General features: G+C 71.0%; 16 protein-coding genes and 3 tRNA genes. 13 read left to right on the top strand and 6 right to left on the bottom strand.

All coding sequences use genetic code 11. From position 1 onward, the window contains the following. Window positions 1–2: 2 nt before the first annotated feature. The gene (tilS, locus tag ACFZA2_RS08720) at window positions 3–1,001 is read right to left on the bottom strand and encodes a tRNA lysidine(34) synthetase TilS (RefSeq protein ID WP_391403294.1); all 999 of its coding nucleotides are present in this window, start codon (window positions 999–1,001) and stop codon (window positions 3–5) included. 167 nt (window positions 1,002–1,168) lie between these two features. Here tilS and ACFZA2_RS08715 point away from each other — a divergent pair, with 167 nt between their 5' ends. Beyond that, complete coding sequence (locus ACFZA2_RS08715) at window positions 1,169–1,702, top strand: inorganic diphosphatase (protein ID WP_136586076.1); 534 nt, start codon at window positions 1,169–1,171, stop codon at window positions 1,700–1,702. A 57-nt stretch (window positions 1,703–1,759) separates the two neighbouring features. Here ACFZA2_RS08715 and ACFZA2_RS08710 read toward each other — a convergent pair whose 3' ends face one another. Next, window positions 1,760–3,202, bottom strand: coding sequence for a M23 family metallopeptidase (locus ACFZA2_RS08710; protein WP_391403291.1), 1,443 nt, complete (start codon window positions 3,200–3,202; stop codon window positions 1,760–1,762). A gap of 213 nt (window positions 3,203–3,415) precedes the next feature. Here ACFZA2_RS08710 and ACFZA2_RS08705 point away from each other — a divergent pair. From ACFZA2_RS08705 to ACFZA2_RS08690, 4 genes are all read left to right on the top strand, one after another. After that, window positions 3,416–3,488 (top strand) — tRNA-Glu (locus ACFZA2_RS08705). A gap of 30 nt (window positions 3,489–3,518) precedes the next feature. After that, window positions 3,519–3,592: transfer RNA gene (locus ACFZA2_RS08700), tRNA-Asp, on the top strand. Window positions 3,593–3,656: 64 nt separating this feature from the next. After that, a tRNA-Phe gene (locus ACFZA2_RS08695) sits at window positions 3,657–3,729 on the top strand. Between the two features lie 550 nt (window positions 3,730–4,279). After that, complete coding sequence (locus tag ACFZA2_RS08690) at window positions 4,280–6,340, top strand: MDR family MFS transporter (RefSeq protein WP_391403289.1); 2,061 nt, start codon at window positions 4,280–4,282, stop codon at window positions 6,338–6,340. Between the two features lie 380 nt (window positions 6,341–6,720). On the opposite strand, the gene ACFZA2_RS08685 is transcribed toward ACFZA2_RS08690, so the two are convergent. The 3 genes from ACFZA2_RS08685 to ACFZA2_RS08675 form a co-directional block, all read right to left on the bottom strand. Further along, on the bottom strand, window positions 6,721–8,304 hold the full coding sequence (locus tag ACFZA2_RS08685) for an AMP-binding protein (RefSeq protein ID WP_391403286.1): 1,584 nt from the start codon (window positions 8,302–8,304) through the stop codon (window positions 6,721–6,723). Between the two features lie 104 nt (window positions 8,305–8,408). After that, entirely contained in the window at window positions 8,409–9,602 is a 1,194-nt protein-coding gene (gene chrA, locus ACFZA2_RS08680) for a chromate efflux transporter (RefSeq protein ID WP_391403283.1), read from the bottom strand. A gap of 53 nt (window positions 9,603–9,655) precedes the next feature. Then, window positions 9,656–10,612, bottom strand: coding sequence for a Gfo/Idh/MocA family protein (locus tag ACFZA2_RS08675; protein WP_391403280.1), 957 nt, complete (start codon window positions 10,610–10,612; stop codon window positions 9,656–9,658). 106 nt (window positions 10,613–10,718) lie between these two features. Between ACFZA2_RS08675 and ACFZA2_RS08670 the strand changes: the two genes are divergently transcribed. From ACFZA2_RS08670 to ACFZA2_RS08635, 8 genes are all read left to right on the top strand, one after another. Continuing rightward, window positions 10,719–11,873 carry a polysaccharide deacetylase family protein gene (locus tag ACFZA2_RS08670; protein ID WP_391403277.1) on the top strand — a complete coding sequence of 385 codons (1,155 nt, stop codon included), beginning with the start codon at window positions 10,719–10,721 and terminating at the stop codon, window positions 11,871–11,873. A gap of 159 nt (window positions 11,874–12,032) precedes the next feature. Then, window positions 12,033–13,160 carry a glycosyltransferase gene (locus ACFZA2_RS08665; protein WP_391403274.1) on the top strand — a complete coding sequence of 376 codons (1,128 nt, stop codon included), beginning with the start codon at window positions 12,033–12,035 and terminating at the stop codon, window positions 13,158–13,160. Between the two features lie 79 nt (window positions 13,161–13,239). Next, entirely contained in the window at window positions 13,240–13,497 is a 258-nt protein-coding gene (locus tag ACFZA2_RS08660) for a glutaredoxin domain-containing protein (protein WP_055959528.1), read from the top strand. A 47-nt stretch (window positions 13,498–13,544) separates the two neighbouring features. Further along, on the top strand, window positions 13,545–14,426 hold the full coding sequence (locus tag ACFZA2_RS08655; RefSeq protein WP_391403271.1) for a hypothetical protein: 882 nt from the start codon (window positions 13,545–13,547) through the stop codon (window positions 14,424–14,426). 31 nt (window positions 14,427–14,457) lie between these two features. After that, a complete protein-coding gene (locus tag ACFZA2_RS08650) occupies window positions 14,458–15,702 on the top strand; it encodes a kynureninase (RefSeq protein ID WP_391403418.1) in 1,245 nt (414 codons plus the stop codon). Window positions 15,703–15,748: 46 nt separating this feature from the next. After that, window positions 15,749–17,497, top strand: coding sequence for a cation:proton antiporter (locus ACFZA2_RS08645; protein ID WP_391403268.1), 1,749 nt, complete (start codon window positions 15,749–15,751; stop codon window positions 17,495–17,497). Window positions 17,498–17,592: 95 nt separating this feature from the next. Then, complete coding sequence (locus tag ACFZA2_RS08640) at window positions 17,593–18,345, top strand: SDR family oxidoreductase (RefSeq protein ID WP_363387464.1); 753 nt, start codon at window positions 17,593–17,595, stop codon at window positions 18,343–18,345. Between the two features lie 164 nt (window positions 18,346–18,509). Next, complete coding sequence (locus tag ACFZA2_RS08635; RefSeq protein WP_315993777.1) at window positions 18,510–18,986, top strand: dehydrogenase; 477 nt, start codon at window positions 18,510–18,512, stop codon at window positions 18,984–18,986. Window positions 18,987–19,104: 118 nt separating this feature from the next. Here the strand turns inward: ACFZA2_RS08635 and ACFZA2_RS08630 are convergent, their stop codons facing one another. Beyond that, window positions 19,105–21,444, bottom strand: a complete 2,340-nt coding sequence (locus ACFZA2_RS08630; protein WP_391403263.1) for an ATP-binding cassette domain-containing protein — start codon at window positions 21,442–21,444, stop codon at window positions 19,105–19,107. Window positions 21,445–21,591 lie beyond the last annotated feature (147 nt).

The following is a 21,591-nucleotide window of genomic DNA, read 5'->3' as shown; positions in this document are numbered from 1 at the left end:
GCTCAGGATGCCGTGCGCGCGACGATCTCGACCCGGTTGCCGACGCGACGGGCGGCGCACCCCGGCAGGTCGATCGGGCCCTGCCCTCGCCAGTCGACCGCGAGCCGCGCGACCTCGAGGGTCTGGGCACGCGTCAGCGATACGCCGAACTCGCTCTCGACGACGAAGCGCACGATGCGATTGCGCAGCGCCGCGGGATTGGCCGCGAGGGCGGCGACCGAGATCGAGATGCCCGCCTCCGCGTGCTCGACGATGTCCTCGATCGTCTCGTCGATCATGTCCTGGAAGGCAGCGGCATCCTCCCGCAGCTGTTCGGCGGTGCGGGCGAGCGCCTCGGCGACTCCGGGACCCAGCTCCGTCTCCAGAACCGGCAGCACCCGCTCGCGCACGCGCACCCGGGCGTACGACGGGTCGGTGTTGTGCGGGTCGGACCATGCGTCCAGTCCCTCCGCAGCGCACGCGGCGACGGTCGTGCGGCGGCGCACACCGAGGAGGGGTCGCAGCCACACCGGACCCGCGGCATCCCGCCGCTCCGGCGTCATCCCGGCCAGGCTCGTCGCCCCGGAGCCGCGGGCGAGCCCCAGCAGCACCGTCTCCGCTTGGTCGTCGAGGGTGTGCCCCAGCAGCACCGCGTCGGCACCGGTCTCGGCCGCGGCGCGCGCCAGCCCCGCGTACCGCGCGGCGCGCGCGTCGGCCTCCGGACCGTCCTTCGCGACGACGTGGACCGCGACCACGCGCGCCGCCATCCCCCGCTCGCGCACGATCTCCGCGGCGCGTCGCGCCACCGCATCCGACCCGTCCTGCAGGCCGTGATCGATCACGACCGCCTCGACACGGATGCCGAGCCGCTCGGCCTCGAATCCCGTCGCCGCCGCGAGGGCCAGCGAGTCCGCTCCGCCCGACAGCGCCACCACCACCGCGCCGGTGCGTCCCTCCAGCGCCGCACGAACGGCTCGGCGCACCTCGGCGACAGCGGGCGAGAGTCCAGGGCGGCGGTCCATCCCCCTACGGTATTGGCCCGTCGCCCTCCCGCGACGTTCTGCGCCGGGCGGCGACCGCGCCGCCGCAGCAGGGGCGCTCCGCGTCCGCCCGCCGCACAGGACCAGACCCCGAAGCCGTGCCCGACTAGGCTGGGCCGCGGAAATCCACAGATCTAAGGAGCACGAGTATGGGCGCTTTCGACGCCGTCATCGAGATCCCCCGCGGCAGCCGCGTGAAGTACGAGGTCGACCACGGCACCGGCCGTGTCTACCTCGACCGCATCCTCTACACGGTGTTCGGCTACCCGGCCAACTACGGCTTCTTCGAGAACACCCTCGGTGAAGACGGCGACCCGCTCGACGTGCTCGTGCTGCTCGACCGCGACCTGCACCCCGGCATCCTGGCCAAGGTGCGCCCCGTCGGCGTGCTGAAGATGAGCGACGAGGCCGGTGGAGACGACAAGGTCGTCGCCGTGCTCGCGAAGGACCCGCGGTGGGACCACATCCAGGACGTCGACGACATCGACGAGTGGACCAAGAAGGAGATCTCGCACTTCTTCGAGCACTACAAGGACCTCGAGCCCAACAAGTGGGTCAAGGTCGACGAGTGGGCGAACGCCGCCGAGGCCGAGCGTCTCGTGGCCGAGGCCTTCACGCGCTTCGACGAGCACGACGCACAGACCAAGACGCAGGGTGCGGGCGAGGCTCCCAACACGCTCTGAGTTCGGTGACACGAAGAAACCCCCGGTCGATGGACCGGGGGTTTTCTCGTGCCGGGATCAGACCCAGACGCCGCGATCGCGGAGCCAGGGGGCCGGATCGGTCGTGCCGCCCCAGGGCGGGTAGACCTCGAAGTGCAGGTGGCAGCCGAAGGAGTTGCCGGTCTGGCCGGTCGCCGCGATCTGCTCCCCCGCGCCGACGCGCTGGCCGTACGACACGTAGATGCCGCCGTTGACGATGTGCGCGTAGCCGGTCGCCGACCCGTCGTCGTGCTGGATGCGGATGTAGTTGCCGTAGCCGCCGTTGTACCCGGCGTAGGTCACGCGCCCGGCCGACGCCGCGTAGATCGGCGAGTAGCAGCCGGCGCCGAAGTCGAGACCGAGGTGCCACGAGCTCGCGCAATAGCTGCCGTTGCACTGGCTCGATCGCGGGCCGTAGCCCGAGGTGGTTCCGGCCGACGACGGACGCGCCCAGCCGGAGCCGGTGGCCTGGCCGCCGCCTCCGCCACCCCCGCCGCTGTCGGAGCCGCCGCCCCCGCCGCCGCCACCACCGTTGTTGTTGTTCTGCCGGTCGCGTTCTTCCTGCTCGCGACGCGCGCGCTCGGCGCGGTCCCGCGCCTCGGCCTCTTCCCGAGCCTTGCGCTCGCGCTCCTCGCGCGCCTTGCGCTCGGCCTCGACACCGGCCTGGTAGTCGGCGACGGTCTTGGCCGTGGTGTCCTGGAGAGCAGCCAGCTGGGCCTCGAGGACCACCTGGTTCGCCTGCTGGGCGGCCAGGGCCTCCTGAGCGGCCTGGGCGGCCTGCTGGGCGGCCACCATCTTCTCCTCGGCGATCTTCTGCAGGCGATCGCGCTCGGTGCGGGCGTCGTTGGCCTGGTTGCTCAGCTGCGTCGCGGAGTCGCGCGCCGTCACGGCCGCGGCGTACACCGAGCGGTTGCGCTCGATGAGCTTGTCCATCGTGCCGAGCTTGGCCAGCAGGTCGTCGGCGCTGGCGGCCGACCCCGAGAAGAAGAGGTCGAGCGAGGTGTCGTCGCCGCCGGAGCGATAGAGCTGCGCGGCGACCTTGCCGGCTTTGGCCGCGGCGTCGGTGGCCTTGGCCGCTTCGGCGTCGGCCTGCGCCTGAATCTGCTGCGCACGGTAATCGGCGTCGAGGTAGGCCTGCTGCGCGGTGTAGTACTCGTCGGAGCGGGCGACGACCTCGGCCTGCGTGCGCGCCACCTCGGACTGCAGGCCCTGGATGAGGCCCTGGATGCGGGCGATCTCGCCGGCTTTCGCCGACTCGTTCGCGCGCGCCGCCTCGACGTCGGCCCACGAGGGGTAGTCGGCGGCGACGGCGGGAGAGGAGAATCCGGATGCCGCAGCGCCGAACGCGCCGAGGGCCGCGGCGCTCAGGGCACCGAACTTCAGCGCGCTGCGTCGATCGAACGTCGGCCAGAGGCGCCGCCGCTCGCTCGCGGTGGGCGCGCAGCCGCAATCGTCTGACTCAACGGGGCGCTCGAGCGTCACGGGAATACCTCATCTCACCGGTCGCAACTCGACTCACAGTAGCAACACGAGTCACACACACAACAGGGCGAGTTCCCGTCGGCAGCGCCCATCCTGCGCCCCCGACACGCGCGAGCCGCGTACGCCACGCCCCGAATTGGCAATCTCGCGAGATGTGAAGTAGGCTCGGTCGTCGGCAAGCGAGAAGGAAATCGCAAGGTTTCCGCCTCATCCGGCCCCATCGTTTAGCGGCCTAGGACGCCGCCCTTTCACGGCGGTAGCACGGGTTCGAATCCCGTTGGGGTCACTTTCCGGTGAAGTACAATTGAAAATGCATGGCCCTGTAGCGCAGTTGGTTAGCGTGCCGCCCTGTCACGGCGGAGGTCGCGGGTTCAAGTCCCGTCAGGGTCGCTCCACAGCGACGGGCCTTCTTTCGAGGAGGCCTTTCGTTTAGGAAGCGGCAGACATGCCGCTCGGCTCTGTAGCTCAGTTGGTAGAGCGCACGACTGAAAATCGTGAGGTCACGGGATCGACGCCCGTCGGAGCCACACGGACCGTCGTTACAACGGTCCTAGAAACCCTCGCCTAGCTTCTACATGGCGGGGGTTTTGCTTTTCCCGGCGGGGGACGCCGTCCCGCATGGCTCCGACCACTCGGTCGTCGAGCCACCGCATCACGCTGATCCGCCGCGCCGGGCGTCGGCCTCCCCCACGCGCCACGCGTGAAGACAGGCGAGGGTTCGAGAACAGGACGACCAGCCCCGACAACGCCCTGTCCCGGCGCGATCTCCTGTTCTCGCGCGACGCCGCCACGATCCGCGCCCGCCGCGCCCCGCCGCCCGCGCCCCGCCCGCGCCCGCCGCCGGCGCCCGCCGCCGGCGCCCGCCGCGCGCACGTGCACGGCCCGCCCGCACTCCGGACGCCGGTCCGGGGCACGACTCCCCCCACGGGGGTATTTCTGCGGGCCCGGGGCGATGCCGACCCGCAGGTGGTTCCCCGACCCCGGTGGACGGCGCTACTATTTGTTGACTTTTAGCAAACACCTGGCGCCCGGCCCCGCCCGATCGAGCCGCCCGCCACCCCTTCTCGATGAGGACAGATGTCAGACATCACCCGCAGCCGGCGCGCGCACACCGGCACCACCGACACGGTCATGACCCACCGCATGATCATGTTCGTGATCTTCGGCCTCATGGCCGGAATGTTCCTGTCCGCCCTCGACCAGACGATCGTCGGAACCTCGATCCGCACGATCGGCGACGACCTCCAGGGCCTGAGCCTGCAGGCCTGGGTCACGACCGCCTACCTGATCGTCTCGACGATCTCGACGCCCATCTACGGCAAGCTCTCCGACATCTTCGGCCGTCGCCCGCTGTTCCTGCTCGCGATCCTCATCTTCATCGTCGGATCCGTGCTCGCGAGCTTCTCGACCTCGATGGCCGAGCTCGCCGCCTTCCGCGCCATCCAGGGCCTCGGCGCCGGTGGCCTGATGTCGATGCCGCTGGCGATCATGGGCGACATCCTCGCCCCGCGCGAGCGTGCGAAGTACCAGGGCTACTTCCTCGCCGTCTTCGGCATCTCCAGCGTCATCGGCCCGCTCGTCGGCGGTCTGTTCGCCGGCGCCGACCAGATCCTCTTCATCACCGGCTGGCGCTGGGTGTTCCTCATCAACGTGCCGATCGGCATCGCGGCCCTCGCGATCGTGTGGCGATTCCTGCACATCCCCAAGCAGCCGCGCCATTCGGTGCGCATCGACTGGTGGGGCGCCACGACCGTCATCGTCGCGCTGGTCCCGCTGCTGCTCGTGGCCGAGCAGGGGCGCGAGTGGGGCTGGGGCTCGCCCATCGCGATCGCCTGCTACGCGGTCGGGGCCCTCGGCATCCTGGCCTTCGTCATCGCGGAGACGAAGATGAAGGACGACGCGCTCATCCCGCTGAAGCTCTTCCGCTCCCCCACCTTCTCGATGGCGACGATCATCGGCGTGCTCGTGGGCTTCGGCATGTTCGGCGCGATGCTCACGCTGCCGCTCTACCTGCAGCTCGTGCTGGGCTCGACGCCGACCGAGAGCGGCTTCGAGATGCTCCCGATGATCCTGGGCCTCATGATCGCCTCGATCGCGAGCGGTCAGATCATCGCGCGCACCGGTCGCTACCGCATGTTCCCGATCCTCGGCACGGCGCTGATGTCGGTGGGCTTCTTCCTGCTGACCTTCCTGAAGTACGACAGCCCCTACTGGCACGTCGCGCTCGCGATGCTCGTGATCGGCCTGGGCCTCGGCCAGCTCATGCAGACCCTCACGATCGCCAGCCAGAACTCCGTGGGCCTGCGCGACATGGGCGTGGCGACGAGCGGGTCGACGTTCTTCCGCCAGATCGGTGGAACGCTCGGCACGGCCGTGCTGCTCTCACTGCTGTTCACGCTGATGCCGTCGAACATCATCGGGTCCTTCTCCGACCGCGGCACCCTCACCGACGCCCTCGACGCCGCCTTCGACCCCACGGTCGCCTCGGCACCGGCCAACGAGAAGATCATGTCGGGCATCTACACGCCCATCGTGACCCAGACGACCGATGCCGTGACCCAGCAGGTGCAGCAGGGCGTGCAGCAAGCACAGGATGCCGCGACTCAGGCCGTGGCGGCGCAGGTCGCCGCGGGGCAGATCCCGGCCGCCGCGCAGGCGCAGGCCACGCAGGCGGCGATCGCCCAGGCGACGTCGGCCGCCGCGACGCAGATCCAGCAGCAGATTCCGGTCGCCCGCGTGGGCAGCGACGGATCGGTGAGCCTGGACTTCTCGAACGCCGCCGACCGCGCGGCCTTCGTCGACACCGTCGCGACGACGCTCGAGGAGCGTTTCACGGACGGCGGTGAGAACACCTCGATCGGCGACTCGACCCTGGACGACACCTCCTTCCTCGTGGGCGCCGACGCGCGTCTGACCAAGCCCTTCCTGGTCGGCTTCAACTCGTCGGCGACGAGCGTCTACTGGGTGGCGATGGGCGTGGTGCTGCTCGCGTTCGTGCTGTCGCTGTTCTTCCGCACGCCCCCGCTGCGCGCGAAGTCGGCATTGCAGGAAGCCGCGGACGAGCGTCGCGGCCGCGACGACGAGGAGAAGCGCGCGGAGGAGTCCGCCGCGCAGACCGGTGCCCTGCTCACGCCGTGACCTGAACGACGAAGGGCGGGGCCGTCGCAAGACGCCCCGCCCTTCGCCATACCTGAGGCTGCGGGCGCGCCCCGCGCGCGAGCCCGTACCGCGAGAGGGCGGCCACCCGGCAACCGTGTCCCACTTGTGGTGTGTCGGCACGCTTCGCACCCACCACAAGCGGGACACGCACCGCCATAAGTGGGACGAGGCGAATGCACGGATGCCGGCCGAGAGCGGCGTCCACCTCGGCACCCATGTCCCACTTCTGGTGGGTCAGAGCCCTTCCCACCCACCACAAGCGGGACACGCACCGTCATAAGTGGGACGAGGTGGATGCAGGGACGCCGACTGAGGGCGACAATCGCGCGACGTCACCACGCGACGGGGAGGGGCCGAGATCACACCGCTTCGCGCGCGCGCAGGTCCTTCCGCAGGATCTTCCCCGACGTCGACTTGGGCACCACGTCGATGAACTCCACCCGCCGCACCTTCTTGTGGGGCGCGACCTGGCCGGCGATGAAGGCCATGACGTCCTCCGCCGTCAGGCCGGCATCCGGTGCCGCCACGACGAACGCCTTGGGGATCTCCTCACCGTCGTCGCCGCGCACGCCGATGACGGCGGCATCCTGGATCTTCGGATGCGACAGCAGAAGCGCCTCGAGCTCGGCGGGGGCGATCTGGTAGCCGTGGTACTTGATGAGCTCCTTCAACCGGTCGACGATCGTGAAGTAGCCGTCGACGTGGTGGACGCCGATGTCGCCGGTGTGCAGGAAGCCGTCGGCGTCGAGCGTCTCGGCGGTGGCGTCGGGGCGGTTCAGGTAGCCGAGCATGACGTTGGGGCCGCGCACCCAGATCTCGCCCGGCGCGGTCAGCCCGTCGTCACCGTGCTGCTCGAGCTCCGCGCCGGTCTCGGGGTCGACGAGCTTGGCGTCGCACCCCGGGATGAGCACGCCGACCGAGCTGACCGGGAATCCCGAGCCGGCGGGGATGGCGTGCGAGACGGGACTCAGCTCGCTCATGCCGTAGCCCTGGAAGAACCGGGCACCGATGCGCCGGCCGGCCGTCTCGGCGGTCTCGCCGTCGAGCGGGGCGGCACCGGAGAAGACGCTGTGCACGCTGGAGAGGTCGAACTGGTCGACGGCGGGGTGCTTGGCGAGGGCGACCGCGATGGGCGGCGCGATGAAGAGGAACGTGCAGCGGTGCTCCTGCACGACCCGGAGGAACTCCATGAGGTCGAAGCGGGGCATGGTGACCAGCGTCGCCCGCTGGCGCAGCGCGAGGTTCAGCAGCACCGTCATCCCGTAGATGTGGAAGAACGGCAGCACGGCGAGGACACGGTCGTCGGGTGAGATCTCGATGACCGATCGGCACTGGTGCACGTTCGCCACGAGGTTGCGGTGCGACAGCATGACCCCCTTCGGCACCCCGGTCGTGCCCGACGAGTACGGCAGCACGGCGACGTGCGTGGCAGGGTCGAACGACACCTCGGGCGGCGTCCGGCCCTCGGTGAGCAGCGACCGCAGATCGGGGTGCCCGTCCGCACCGTCGAGCACGATCACGTGATCGTCGGCGATGCCCGCGGCGTCGGCCGCGGCCTTCGCCTGGGCGAGCAGCGGTGAGACGGTGACGAGCCAGGTGGCGGAGGCGTCGCGGAGCTGGTTCTCGATCTCGCGGGCCGTGTAGAGGGAGTTCACGGTGGTGATCGCGGCACCCAGACGCAGGATGCCGTGGAACACCGTCGCGAACGCCGGCACGTTCGGGCACAGCATCGCCACGACCGTGTCGGTGTCGACCCCGCGTGCGGCGAGCGCCCCGGCGAAGCCGTCGACCTGCGCGCGCAGGGCACGGTAGGTGGTCTCCGCCCCGCTGGACGGGTCGACCAGGGCCACCCGGTCGAGATCGTCGTCCCCCAGCGAGGCGAACAGGTAGTCGTAGATACTCTGATCCGGAACGTCGATGCTCGGATAGGGGCTCTGGAACACGGTTCTCTCCCTCGAAAACAGGCGCGGCGGCCGGGGCCGTCCGCTCATCCTGGCATCGGTGGGACGCGGTGTCACCCCGTGCGGAACCGGCTCTCGGCCGCCGCTCAGGCGAGCGACAGGATGACGCCGCCGGCCGCCCCCACGAGCACCACCGCCCACGCCGGCGTCTTGACCGCGACCAGCAGCACGAATCCCGCCACGGCGAGCACGAGGGGCCCCGGCCCCGTGATCGCGGTGGTGAACACGGGAGTGTAGAGAGCAGCGCCCAGGATGCCGACGACGGCGGCGTTCGCCCCGCGCATGGCCGCCCTAACACGCGGCCGCGTGCGCACGGCATCCCAGAACGGGAGGACTCCGAGCAGCACGAGGAACCCGGGGAGGAAGATCGCCACGAGCGCGACCGCGGCGCCCGCGACGCCGCCCGGTCCCACGTCGGAGACGGCGCCGAGATAGGCCGCGAACGTGAAGAGGGGGCCGGGCACGGCCTGCGCCGCGCCGTAGCCGGCGAGGAAGGCCTCGGGCGTGACCCACCCCGTCTGCACGACACCGGCCTGCAGCAGCGGCAGCACGACATGACCGCCGCCGAAGACCAGGGCGCCCGAGCGGAAGAAGGCATCGGCGAGGGCGAGCACCCCCGCCCCGGTACCCGCGGCGAGCAGCGGGAGAGCGACGAGCCCGACGGCGAAGAGCACGAGGCACGACACCGCAGCCGCGCGGGGGACGCCGAACGGGGGCAGCTCGACCCCCGGCGGTTCGTCCGCACCGCGCAGCAGGAGCAGCCCCGCGACGACGCCCATCGCCAGCGCGCCGAGCTGCCCCGGAGCGGCGGGGAGCAGCAGCGCGAGGGCCAGGGCGACCACCGCGATCCCGGCTCGGCGGGCATCGGGCGCGAGGGTGCGGGCCATCCCCCACACCGCGTGGGCCACGATCGCCACCGCGACGATCTTGAGCCCGTCCAGGATCCCGTCGCCGACCGGTCCGCCGATCACGGCCGCGCCCGCCGCGAAGGCGACGAGCAGCACCGCCGAGGGGAGGGTGAAGGCCGCGAAGGCCGCGAGCGCGCCCGCGATGCCCGCGCGCTGGAGCCCCATCGCGAACCCGACCTGGCTGGACGCGGGTCCGGGGAGGAATTGGCACAGGGCGACGAGGTCGGCGTACGCCCGATCGTCCATCCAGCGGCGCCGGGTCACGAGATCGTCGCGGAAGTACCCCAGGTGGGCGACGGGGCCGCCGAAGGAGGTGACTCCCAGCCTCAGGAACGCGAGGAAGACCTCGCCCACCGATCCCGCCCGCCGCATCCGTCGATCCTCTCGCCGTGGGGGAAACGGCAGGTGAACTCGTGGAGCTCCGTCTACGCCAGCGGGACGGCGAGCAGCTCGTCGACGAGGCGCAGCGTCGCCGCGGTGAAGTCCTGGTCCCCGGCGATGTCGGCCCCCTCGATCGCCTGTCGCAGACGCTCGACCTCTCCCACCATCGGATTGTCGGGGGCGTCGACCTCGATCGCGTACGGGGCCCGACCGCGCGGGGTCACGGTGAGCCGTCGGGGTGCATCGACGGCGTCGATCGCGAGCGAGGCGTCCTCGCCCTGGATCTCGCTCGGCAGGGCCGTGTCGGTGATCTTCGACCAGGCGACGTCGGCGATGAATCCGTCGTAGACGGCGAGGGCGCTGCCGAGACCGTCGGTCCCGGAGGCGATGCCCACGCGCGCGCCCTGGATCGACCTCGGCTCGCCGAACAGGCGGACGAGGGCATGCAGCGGATAGACCCCGAGATCGCGCAGCGCGCTGCCCCCGAGCGCCGGGTCGAAGATGTTCGTCTGCTCTCCCGCGAGGACGTGGTCGTACCGCGCGGATCTCTTCTCGTAGCGCAGCGAGACCCGTCGCACCGCGCCGAGACGCGGCAGGAGGTCGCGCACGGCGGACAGCCCGGGGTCGTAAGCGGTGCGCATGGCCTCGAGGAGCACCACGCCCCGCGCCCGGGCACGTCCCACCGCGGTGTCCCAGTCGGCGGCCGACAGCACCGCCGGCTTCTCGACGAGGGTCGGGATGCCGGCATCCACCGCCTGAGCGATCTGCGCGGCGTGCACGGAGTTGGGGCTGGCGAGGTAGACGGCATCCACGTCGGGGGCGGCGAGGAGGTCGTCGAGCCCGACCGCGACACCGGGGGCGCCGATCACGTCGGCGAAGGCGCGCGCCCGGCCCTCGTCTCGAGAGGCCACTCGCGAGACGACCGTGCCGTCCACCGCACCCACCGCCTCGGCGAAGCGCTCGGAGATGCTGCTGGTGCCGACGATGCCGATACGGATCATGCGCCCATCCTCTCGCGCCCGCGCGTCGTGACGCGAAGGGTCCCGAGTGTGCGCGAAGCGTCCCGCTAGGATCGCGGCGAGCCGCCCCACCCGATCCCGAGGCACCATGACGACCACCCGAGCCGCCCGCCGTCGGCGCGCCAGCCGCCGCGTCCGCGCGCGGCGCACCCTCGTCGCGACCGTCGCCGTCGCCCTGATCGCCGGGGCGGTCGCCGTCTTCGCACTCACCCGTGCTCCGGTCGCGCCGTCCGAGACGAGCGCCGCGAGCGGAGCGCCGACGAGTTCCCCGACGCCCACCCCGACGCCGACGCCTCTCTCCCCGGCGCAGCGGTTGCTGTCGACCACCACCGACCCGAACGCCTGCGCGGTGTCGTTCGCGGGCGACGGCATCGCCCTCGACCCGCAGGTGCAGACGCAGGGGGTCCGCTACGAGGCGCTGCCGATCCCGCGCGCGGACGGCCGTGTGTTCGCCGGCTGGTACCCGACCACCGCCGACGCCTCCGCGCTGACCGCCTCGACCCGCGTCAACGGCGCCGACCTCGTGACCTGCACCGATCGCGAACGGGTGCTGCACGCCGGATGGGTCACCCCCCAGGCGAACACGGCGGAGGATGCCGGCATCCCGATCCTCATGTACCACCAGTTCACGCGGAAGCCCGAGGGAGAAGACGGCTGGCTGCGCGGCAATTACGCGTACGTCGGCGACTTCGATGCCCAGATGGCGTACATCAAGGACGCGGACTTCTACCTGCCGACGTGGGACGAGCTGAGCGCCTTCATCGACGGAGCCCTCTTCCTACCCCGACACTCCGTGATCATCACCGACGACGACGCGGACTCCAGCTGGCTCGAACTCGCCGCTCCCATCGTCGACGGCAAGAACCTGCTGACCACGTCGTTCGTCATCACGTCGTTCCGCACCGAACCGACACCGAACACCTTCGTGCTGCAGCGTTCGCACACGCACGACATGCATCGCGCCGGCGCCGACGGCAAGGGGCGCATGGTCAACGAGGATGCCGACACGATCGCCGCCGATCTGGAGCAGTCCGCCCAGATCCTCGGGGCGAAGGAGGTCGTCGCGTATCCGTTCGGCCACTACAACGACACGACCAAGGAGGGCGTGCGCCGAGCCGGCTTCGAGCTCGGGCGCACCATCGAGCCCGGGTACGTCCGCATCGGCACGGATAAGCTGGCACTGCCCGTCGTCCGCATCAATTACGGAATGACGGTCGACGATCTGAAAGCGAAGATCGGATGAGCGTCGACGCGATATCGCGCCGGTGACGGGCGGTTTCTGGCCGGACGCTGGGGTGAACACCCGCTAGCTCCCAGGTAACTCCTCCACAATCCCAATTTGGGCACGCGTCGGCCGGTCTACGCTGTGTACTTCTGGCTTACCGAGAAAACGCGAGCACACATGGATATTTCCGTCATCGTTCCGACCTTCAACGAGGGTCCGAACGTCGCCGAGCTCGTTCGTCGCACGACGGACGCCCTGCTCGGTCGTGACGTGGAGATCATCTTCGTCGACGACTCCCGCGACGACACCCCCGACATCATCCGGGCCGTCGCGGCGACCTCCGCCGTTCCCGTTCGCCTCATCCACCGCGACGAGCCCGTCGGCGGGCTCGGTGGTGCCGTCGTCGAGGGCATCAAGGCCGCGGTGTCCGACTACTGCGTCGTCATGGACGGCGACCTGCAGCACCCGCCGGAGGTCATCGCCGAGCTGCTCGCGCGCGCCGAGGTGGGCGACGCCGACGTGGTCGTGGCATCCCGCTACATCGCGGGCGGAACCTCCGACGGTCTGGCCAACGCCGTACGCACCACGGTGTCGCGGGCGTCCACGCTTCTCACCAAGGCCATGTTCCCGAAGAAGCTGCACAACTGCTCCGACCCCATGACGGGGTTCTTCCTCGTCGACCGGCGCTCCCTCGAGGTCGAGACCCTACAGCCGCGCGGCTTCAAGATCCTGCTCGAGATCCTCGCGCGAAAGCAGATGCGCGTCGCCGAGGTGCCCTTCTCGTTCGCTCCCCGCTTCGCCGGCGAGTCGAAGGCGTCGTTCAGCCAGGGCATGCGCTTCCTCACCCAGCTCACGATGCTGCGGTTCGGCCGCATGTCGGCCTTCGCCCTCGTGGGCGGCCTCGGGGCCGTCGCGAACCTCGTGATCATGTGGGCGCTGCAGGCCGTCGGCGTGCAGTACCTCATCGCCGCGGTGATCGCGAGCGTCGTGACCATCGTGGCGAACTTCCTCGCCCTCGAGTACCTCGTCTTCGCCGACATGCGCGCGGAGTCCGGGCTCATGCGACACCGGTTCATCAAGTCGTTCACGTTCAACGGCGTCGAGGCCATCGTGCGCATCCCGGTCATCTGGGTCCTGGTCAGCCAGGCGCACATCCAAAGCGTCGTCGCCGCCGCGCTCACGCTCATCGCCGCCTTCGTGGTGCGATTCGTCTTCCACGCGCTCGTCGTGTACGCGCCCAAGAAGAGCCGCGTCGGCAAGGTCGTCCACGCCATCGAGCCCCTCGAGGACGAAGTCACCGCCTGACCCCGACCACGGGTCATCCGCCGCTCGTCGGGTAAGGGCTCTCAGCGCCCGCCGAGCGCGGGCGGCGTACGCTGGAGCCATGTCTTCCGACGCATCCATCCGTATGTTCGGCGCCGACTGGTGCCGTGATTGCATCCGCACCAAGAAGCAGCTCGACGAGCTGGGCATCGACTACGAGTACGTGGATCTGGTCGCCGATCCCGCCGCCGCCGACGTCGCCAAGGAGATCTCGGGTCGCACGAGCATCCCCGTCGTCGTCTACCCCGACTCCAGCCACCACGTCGAGCCCTCCAACGCCGACGTCGAGGCCAAGCTCCGCGAACTCTCGCTGATCTGACGACCGTGCGGTCGGTCCGACGGGCGTTGACCGGCGAAAGCGGCACGATGCTGCCGGCCTTCGTCGACCACCACGTGCATCTGCACCTCGTCGACTCCGCCGACCTCCCCCGGCGCGGGATCGCCGCCGTCGTCGACCTCGGCGGTGATCCTGTCGCGCTCGCCCGGCGGCCGGACGGGCTCCCCCACGTCGCCTATGCGGGAGCGTTCCTCACCGTCCCGGGCGGCTACCCCGCCGGGCGGCCATGGGCACCGGAGAGCATCGTGCGCGTCGTGACGGGCAGTTCGCGGCATCCGGGAGTCGGCGGAGGAGCGCGCACCGCCGTCGACGCGCAAGCGGATGCCGGCGCGTCGGTCATCAAGGTCGCCCTCCATGCCGACGCGGGCCCCGTCCCCGACGACGACACGCTCGCCGCGATCGTCGAGAGCGCGCGCGAGCGCGGACTCGCCGTCGTCGCGCACGCGCAGGGCGACGGCCAGGTGGAGCGCGCGATCGACGCCGGCGTCTCGACTCTCGCCCATGCCCCTTTCGAGGCTCCGCTGTCGCGGCGGCTGATCTCGCGGGCCGTCGCGGCCGGGCAGGCGTGGATCTCGACCCTCGACATCCACCGCGGCGAGGCCCGGCGCACGGCGATCGCGAACGTCCGCGCCTTCGCCGCGCGCGGAGGGCGCGTGCTGTACGGCACCGACCTCGGCAACGGTCCCCTGCCGGTGGGGGTGAACCGCCGCGAGCTGCTCGCCCTGCACGAGGCGGGCATCCGCGGCGACGCCCTCGTCGGCACCCTGACGGACCCCTGGCCCGGCTCCCCGGCGACGGACGCCGTCTCGACCTTCATCGCCGGTCCGACCCCCACCGACCCCGACGACGTGCCCACCTGGCTGAGCCGGGGGACGGTCGTCCCGACCGAGGAGCTCACGCGTGTCGACTGACCCCTCCCCCGCCTTCGGATCCGTCGACCGCATGGAGGTGCCGCACGCCTCCCTCGAGGTCGAGGCGGCGGCCCTCGACGCCGACGATCCGCTCGCGTCGTATCGCGACGCCTTCGTCGGGGCGGAGACCCCGCTGGTGTACTTCGACGGCAACTCGCTCGGACGACCGCCCCGGGCCACCGCCGAGCGACTCTCCCGGTTCGTGACCGAGGAGTGGGGCGGCCGCCTCATCCGCGGCTGGGACGAAGCGTGGATGGAGCTCCCCTTCGCGATCGGCGACCGGATCGGGTCGATCGCGCTCGGCGCGGCATCCGGACAGACGGTGATCGGCGATTCGACCACCGTGCTGCTCTATAAGCTGCTCCGCGCCGCGCTCGACGCGCAGAGCGCGGCCGACCCCGAGCGGGTCGAGATCGTGGTGGGGCGCGACGACTTCCCCACCGACCGCTACCTCGTCGAGGGCATCGCGGCCGAGCGGGGCGCCCGCGTCGTCTGGGTGGAGGTCGACACGGAGCGCGGCGTGGATGCCGACCTGCTGCGCGACGCGGTCGGCCCGCGCACCGCGGTGGTGCTGCTCAGCCACGTCTCGTACCGCTCCGGGTACCTCGCCGACGGCCCCGCGCTCACCGCGATCGCGCACGAGGCGGGAGCCCTCGTGCTGTGGGACCTGTGCCACTCCGCCGGATCGGTGGCGATGGAGCTCGACGCGTGGGGCGCCGACCTCGCCGTCGGGTGCACCTACAAGTACCTCAACGGCGGCCCCGGCTCCCCCGCGTTCGCCTATGTCGCCGCACGCCACCAGCGCCGCCTCACCCAGCCGGTGCAGGGGTGGATGGGGGCGGCCGACGTCTTCTCGATGGGGCCGCAGTACCACCCCGCCGACGGCATGCGCCGCTTTTTGTCGGGGACGCCTCCGGTGCTCGCGATGATCGCGATGCAGGACACCCTCGACCTGCTCGCGGAGGCGGGCATTGCGGCGGTTCGACGCAAGTCGATCGCGCTGACCGAGTTCGCGGTGCGCGTGGCGGACGGCATCCTGGCTCCTCTCGGGGTGCGCCTCGCGTCGCCGCGCGATGCCGCCGAGCGCGGAGGGCACCTGACGCTGTCGCACCCCGCGATGCGTGCGGTGACCGCCCGCCTGTGGGAGGACGACGTCATTCCCGACTATCGCGACCCGCACGGTCTGCGCATCGGGCTGTCGCCCCTGTCGACGAGCTTCACCGAGACGCTGACGGGACTGCACGCCGTCGCCGACGCGCTCCGCGCCGAGGACTGAAAGCTGCCGGTCGAGGTCGTATGAGGCGGGGGGCTAGCCTCAGAGGGTGATCGATCCCCTCCTCGTCGTCGTCGCCGGCGTGGTGGTCGTCGCCCTCGCCACGGTCATCGGGCCGCGCTTCAACATCGCCGGACCCCTGGTGCTGCTCGCCATCGGCGCGGGGGTGAGCCTCCTCCCCTTCGTCCCCGCATTCGCGGTGAACCCCGAGGTCATCCTCATCGGGGTGCTCCCGCCGCTGCTGTACTCGGCGGCGGTGCAGCTGCCCGCCATCGAGTTCCGGCGCGACTTCGCCCCCATCGCCGGACTCTCGGTGCTGCTCGTCGTCTTCAGTTCCCTCGTGCTCGGCCTCTTCTTCTGGGCCGTCATCCCCGGCCTCGGGCTCGCTCTCGCGATCGCGCTGGGCGCCATCCTCAGCCCCACGGATGCCGTGGCCACCTCGATCGCCAAGCGCTTGGGCATCTCGCCGCGCGTGGTGACGATGCTCGAGGGAGAGAGCCTGCTCAACGACGCCACCGCGCTCGTGCTGCTGCGCACCGCGGTCGCAGCCGTGGCATCCGGATTCGCCTTCGGCGATGCCCTGGCCTCGTTCGCGTGGGCCGTGGCGATCGCCCTCGCGCTGGGCGCCGTGGTCGGCTGGGTCAACCTCCGCGTGCGCGAACGTGTGACGAACTCCGCCGCGAACACCGCGTTGAGCTTCACCGTGCCGTTCATCGCCTACCTGCCGACCGAGCACCTGGGCGGCTCGGGTCTGGTCGCCGCGGTGGTCGCGGGCATCGTGACCGGACAGGGCGCGGCACGGCGCTTCACCCCGGAGCAGCGCATCAGCGACCGACTCAACTGGCGCACGATCGAGCTGATCCTCGAGGGCGGGGTCTTCCTCGTCTTCGGACTCGAGCTCAAGGACATCGTCACGGCCAACCTCCGCGAGCACGAGGGCCTCTGGCACGGGACGTGGCTGGCGCTCTCGGCGCTCGGCATCACCCTCGCCGCCCGTGCGCTGTACGTGTCGTGGCTCATCTGGATCCAGGGGCGGCGCAGTCACCGCGCCGACCGTCACCAGGAACGCGTCGACGACGCGCAGCGCCGCCTCGACCGGTTCGAGGAGGCCTACCGCACGGCGCCCGAGCAGTTCGGCATCCGGGCTGAGGACCCCGCTCGCGCCGCGCGGCGCATCGGGTGGATGCGCACGCGCATCTCGCGCACCCTGGCCGATCTGGACTACTACCGCGACACCCCGTTGGGCGCGCGGCACGGGAGCGTCATCGTCTGGGCGGGGATGCGCGGCGTGGTGACCCTCGCGGCGGCGCAGACCCTCCCCGAGGACACCTCGCAACGCCCGCTCCTGATCTTCGTCGCCTTCCTGGTCGCCCTGTTCAGCCTGGTCCTGCAGGGGCTGACCCTGCCGGCCGTCGTCCGCCGGGTCGGACTCGCGGGCGACGGGGGCGAGGGACCGTCGCGCGAGGAGCAACGCGCCCTCGACGCGGAGCTCCGGGATGCCGCGATCGCGGCCGTGCAGTCGGGCTCGCTCGTCCGGCGGGACGGCGCCGCCTTCCCGGCCGACATGATCGAGCGCGCGGGCGCCCGCCTCGTGCAGCCGCCCGACGAGGAGGCTTCGATGCGCGTGCGCGACTTCCTCGAGTTGCGGCTCGCCTCGATCGAGGCGATGCGCCGCCGTCTGCACGACGTCGGCCGCGACGGCCGTTACAGCACGGCCGCACTCCGGCATGCCCTCGCCGAACTCGATGCCGACCAGCTCAGCCTCGAGCTGCGCATCGACGACGGCGAGGACGACTGAGGCGGAATACCGCGGCCGGCGCCGGGGTTTTCATTCACGCGCATGCGGTCAGCGCGAGATCCGCGATGACTCGACGGCGGGAGAGAAGTGCATCCATGAGCAGGTTCGCCCAGAAGGTCGCCCTCGTCACCGGTGGCGGAAGCGGAATCGGAGCCGCGATCGCGCGGGAGCTGGCCGCGGAAGGCGCGTCGGTCGTCGTGACCGACATCAACGAGGATGCCGCCCAGGGCGTCGTGCAGCAGATCACCGACGCGGGAGGAACCGCTGCGGCCTTCGCGCAGAACACCGCGAAGTGGGAGGACTCCGAGGCGGCCGTCGCCTTCGCCCGCTCGACCTTCGGCGGACTCCACCTGGCCGTGAACAACGCCGGCATCGGCGCCCCACCCCAGAACATCGGCGACTACGACATCGAGGCCTGGGACCGCGTGCGCGCGGTCGACCTCGACGGCGTCTTCTACGGCCTCAAGTTCCAGCTGCCGGCCATCGTCGCCTCCGGCGGCGGTGCGGTGGTGAACATGGCATCCGTCCTCGGGTCGGTCGGCATCGCGCAGAACGCGGCCTACGTCGCCAGCAAGCACGCGCTGGTCGGTCTGACGAAGGTCGCCGCCCTCGAGTACACGAAGCAGGGCGTGCGCACGAACGCCGTGGGCCCGGGCTTCATCGACACCCCGCTTGTGCGCTCGAGCCTGACCCCCGAGGCCCTGACGCACCTCGAGAACGAGCACGCGACCGGACGCCTCGGCACGGACTCCGAGGTCGCCGCGTTGACGCTGTTCCTGCTCAGCGACGCCGCGTCGTTCATCTCGGGCAGCTACCACCTCGTCGACGGCGGGTACTCGGCCCACTGAGTCCCGCCTTCCGGGCCCGTCGCACGTCGCGTGCGGCGGGCCCTTTCGTATGCGGGGGCTGAGGGGGGTGGGTCGGGCCGGGACGAGGGGCCGCGGGCGTGGCCCGGGGGGGGGGGGGGGGCGGTTTCGCAGGAGCGTGGGGCACAATGGTCGCGGAGGTTTCCATGAGCGATCCGATCCCGACGATGCCGTCATCCACGGATGCCGCCGGGAGCGCCGCGGTGCCCGTGATGCATACCGCGGCCGAGTGCCCGAAGTGCTTCACCGAGCTGCAGAGCGATCGGGACTGGTGGCGTGCCCGCCCCGCGGGCTCCCGCCTCGTCGGACTGGTCGTGTCGCGTCCCGACATGCCCACCGTCGTGCAGCAGCGTGACGACCTGACGCGCTTCGGGGTGCCCATCGAGGGCTTCCGACACCCGGCTCCCGAGACGCTCGAGGGATGGGCGAACCGACTCGACCGATTCTTCGGCACGCTGACGCGCGGCGATGTGCTCGTGGTGGCGAGCGTTCACGCGCTCGGTCTGACGCGCGAAGACGAAACGCGCGCGGTGGCCGACCTGCGCCGCCGCGGCGTCATGGTGAAGGTGCTGTCGCACGGCGACCGGCACCTGCACGACGCATCGCTCCCCGCGCGCGGCTGACCGGAGTCCCCCGCGGAGACGGCGGCGCACCGCGAGCTGCGGGTCCGGAACCTCGTCGCGTGCCGACGCGACGTGCGCCGGGCCCGGACACCGACGACGCGCGCGACCGCCCCGGCGATCAGCCGCCGACGTAGCGTGCGAGGTGCTCTCCCGTGAGCGTCAAGCGCTCGGCGACGAGGTCGGCGGGCGTCCCCTCGAACACGACCGTGCCGCCGTCGCGACCGGCCCCGGGGCCGAGGTCGATGAGCCAGTCGGCGTGCGCCATCACCGCCTGATGGTGTTCGATCACGACGACGGTGTTGCCGGCATCCACGAGCTGATCCAGGAGCCGAAGGAGCGTGTCGACGTCGGCGAGGTGTAGTCCTGTCGTGGGCTCGTCGAGGACGTAGACGGCACCGGACTTCGCCATCGAGATCGCGAGCTTGAGGCGCTGGCGTTCTCCGCCCGACAGCGTGCTGAGTGATTGTCCCAGCGTGAGGTAGCCGAGCCCCACATCGCGCAGCCGACCGAGGACGGCCACCGCCGGACCGGCGACGAGGAACTCCCCCGCCTCGGCGACCGACATCGCGAGCACTTCGGCGATGTTCTTCCCGTCGAGCGTGTACTCGAGCACGTCGTCGGAGAACCCGGTGCCCTCGCACAGTTCGCAGACGGTCTCGACCGTGGACTGGAATCCCAGCTGCGTCACGATGACGCCGAGGCCCTTGCATGCGGCGCACGCACCCTGGCTGTTGGCGCTGAACAGCGCCGGCTTGACCCCGTTCGCCTTGGCGAACGCCGCCCGCACCGCGTCGAGGATGCCGGTGTAGGTCGCGGGGCTGCTGCGCCGCGAGCCCTTGATCGCGGTCTGGTCGACCACGACGACGTCGTCGAACGAGGGGAGGTTGCCGTGGATGAGCGACGACTTGCCGGAGCCGGCGACCCCGGTCACCACCGTGAGCACTCCGCGCGGGACGTCGACGTCGACATCGCGGAGATTGTGCTGGCTCGCCCCACGGATGGGGAGCGCGCCGGTGGCCTCGCGCACACTGTCTTTGAGGTGCGCGCGGTGGTCGAGGAAGCGACCGGTCAGGGTGTCGGAAGCCCGCAGCCCCGCGACATCGCCCTCGAACTGGATCACGCCGCCCTCGCGGCCGGCGCGCGGACCGAGGTCGACCACGTGGTCGGCGATGTCGATGACCTCCGGCTTGTGCTCGACGACGAGCACCGTGTTGCCCTTGTCGCGCAACTGCAGGAGCGTCTCGTTCATGCGCTGGATGTCGTGCGGGTGCAGGCCCGCGGTGGGCTCGTCGAACACGTAGGTGACGTCGCTCAGGCTCGAGCCCAGGTGGCGGATCATCTTGGTGCGTTGCGCCTCCCCGCCCGACAGCGTGCCGCTCGAACGGTCGAGCGAGAGGTAGCCGAGGCCGATGTGGACGAAGGCGTCGAGCGTCTCGCGCAGACCCTGCACGAGCGGTGCCACCGGGGGGTCGTCGATCGTGCCCACCCAGGCGGCGAGGTCGGTGATCTGCATGGCTGCGGCATCCGCGATGTTGACGCCGCCGATGCGCGACGAGCGCGCGCCGTCGTTGAGACGCGTGCCCTCGCACGCCGGGCAGGGGACGACCGTGGCCGCGCGGTCGACGAAGGCGCGGACGTGCGGCTGCAGCGCGTCGCGGTCTTTCTGCAGCATGCTCTTGGTGATCTTGGGGACGAGCCCCTCATACGTCATGTTGGTGTTCGCGATGCGCACCTTCGTCTGCTCTTTGTAGAAGAAGTCGTCGCGCTCCTGCGGAGTGAAGTCGCGCACGGGCTTGTCGGGGTCGAGGAAGCCCGACTCGCTGAAGACGCGCACCATCCAGCCGTCGGCCGTGTAGCCGGGCACGAGGATGGCCCCCGCGTTCAGCGAGAGCGACGCATCGACGAGCTGGTCGAGGTCGAGGTCGCCGACCTGGCCGAGGCCCTCGCACTCGGGGCACATCCCGCCGGTGATCTCGAAGGACCGGCGCTCCTTCTGCCCCTTCTTCGCGCCCGTCGCGATCGTCACCGCGCCCGCTCCGGAGATCGAGGGCACGTTGAACGAGAACGCCTGCGACGACCCGACGTGCGGCTGACCGAGGCGGCTGAAGAGCACGCGCAGCATGGCGTGGACGTCGGTGGCCGTGCCGACGGTGGAGCGGGCGTTCGCGGCCATGCGCTCCTGATCGACGCGGATGGTCGCGCTGAGGTTCTCGAGGGCATCGACGTCGGGCCGCGACAGCTCGCCCATGAACTGCTGCACGAAGGTGGGATAGGTCTCGTTGATGAGCCGCTGCGACTCGGCCGCGATGGTGCCGAACACCAGCGACGACTTTCCCGATCCGCTGACCCCGGTGAACACCGTGAGACGCCGCTTGGGCACGTCGAGGTCGACGTTCTTAAGGTTGTTCTCTCGCGCGCCCCGCACGCGGATGACGTCGTGGGCGTCGGGACCGGTCATGGGCGCCTCCTCGGGATCGTCCCCAGTGTGGCGCAGACCACCGACATCGGCCAGCGAGGGCGCGGGGTGCGCCGTCCCCGGAAGTCGGCGGAGCCGGAAGACCCCACCGGAACGCGACGGTGCCCCCGCAGACGGATCTGCGGGGGC

Origin of the sequence: Microbacterium sp. NPDC007973 (assembly GCF_042958465.1) — a bacterium.
In the GTDB taxonomy this organism is placed as follows: Bacteria; Actinomycetota; Actinomycetes; order Actinomycetales; family Microbacteriaceae; genus Microbacterium; species Microbacterium galbum.
This window is presented reverse-complemented; position numbering and strand designations above follow the sequence as displayed.

Bases quoted from the DNA above. Each gene is read 5' to 3' on its own strand.
- tilS (WP_391403294.1), bottom strand. From the start codon at position 1,001: ATGGACCGCCGCCCTGGACTCTCGCCCGCTGTCGCCGAGGTGCGCCGA.
- ACFZA2_RS08715 (WP_136586076.1), top strand. From the start codon at position 1,169: ATGGGCGCTTTCGACGCCGTCATCGAGATCCCCCGCGGCAGCCGCGTG.
- ACFZA2_RS08690 (WP_391403289.1), top strand. From the start codon at position 4,280: ATGTCAGACATCACCCGCAGCCGGCGCGCGCACACCGGCACCACCGAC.
- chrA (WP_391403283.1), bottom strand. From the start codon at position 9,602: ATGCGGCGGGCGGGATCGGTGGGCGAGGTCTTCCTCGCGTTCCTGAGG.
- ACFZA2_RS08675 (WP_391403280.1), bottom strand. From the start codon at position 10,612: ATGATCCGTATCGGCATCGTCGGCACCAGCAGCATCTCCGAGCGCTTC.
- ACFZA2_RS08670 (WP_391403277.1), top strand. From the start codon at position 10,719: ATGACGACCACCCGAGCCGCCCGCCGTCGGCGCGCCAGCCGCCGCGTC.
- ACFZA2_RS08665 (WP_391403274.1), top strand. From the start codon at position 12,033: ATGGATATTTCCGTCATCGTTCCGACCTTCAACGAGGGTCCGAACGTC.
- ACFZA2_RS08660 (WP_055959528.1), top strand. From the start codon at position 13,240: ATGTCTTCCGACGCATCCATCCGTATGTTCGGCGCCGACTGGTGCCGT.
- ACFZA2_RS08655 (WP_391403271.1), top strand. From the start codon at position 13,545: ATGCTGCCGGCCTTCGTCGACCACCACGTGCATCTGCACCTCGTCGAC.
- ACFZA2_RS08650 (WP_391403418.1), top strand. From the start codon at position 14,458: ATGGAGGTGCCGCACGCCTCCCTCGAGGTCGAGGCGGCGGCCCTCGAC.
- ACFZA2_RS08640 (WP_363387464.1), top strand. From the start codon at position 17,593: ATGAGCAGGTTCGCCCAGAAGGTCGCCCTCGTCACCGGTGGCGGAAGC.
- ACFZA2_RS08635 (WP_315993777.1), top strand. From the start codon at position 18,510: ATGAGCGATCCGATCCCGACGATGCCGTCATCCACGGATGCCGCCGGG.
- ACFZA2_RS08630 (WP_391403263.1), bottom strand. From the start codon at position 21,444: ATGACCGGTCCCGACGCCCACGACGTCATCCGCGTGCGGGGCGCGCGA.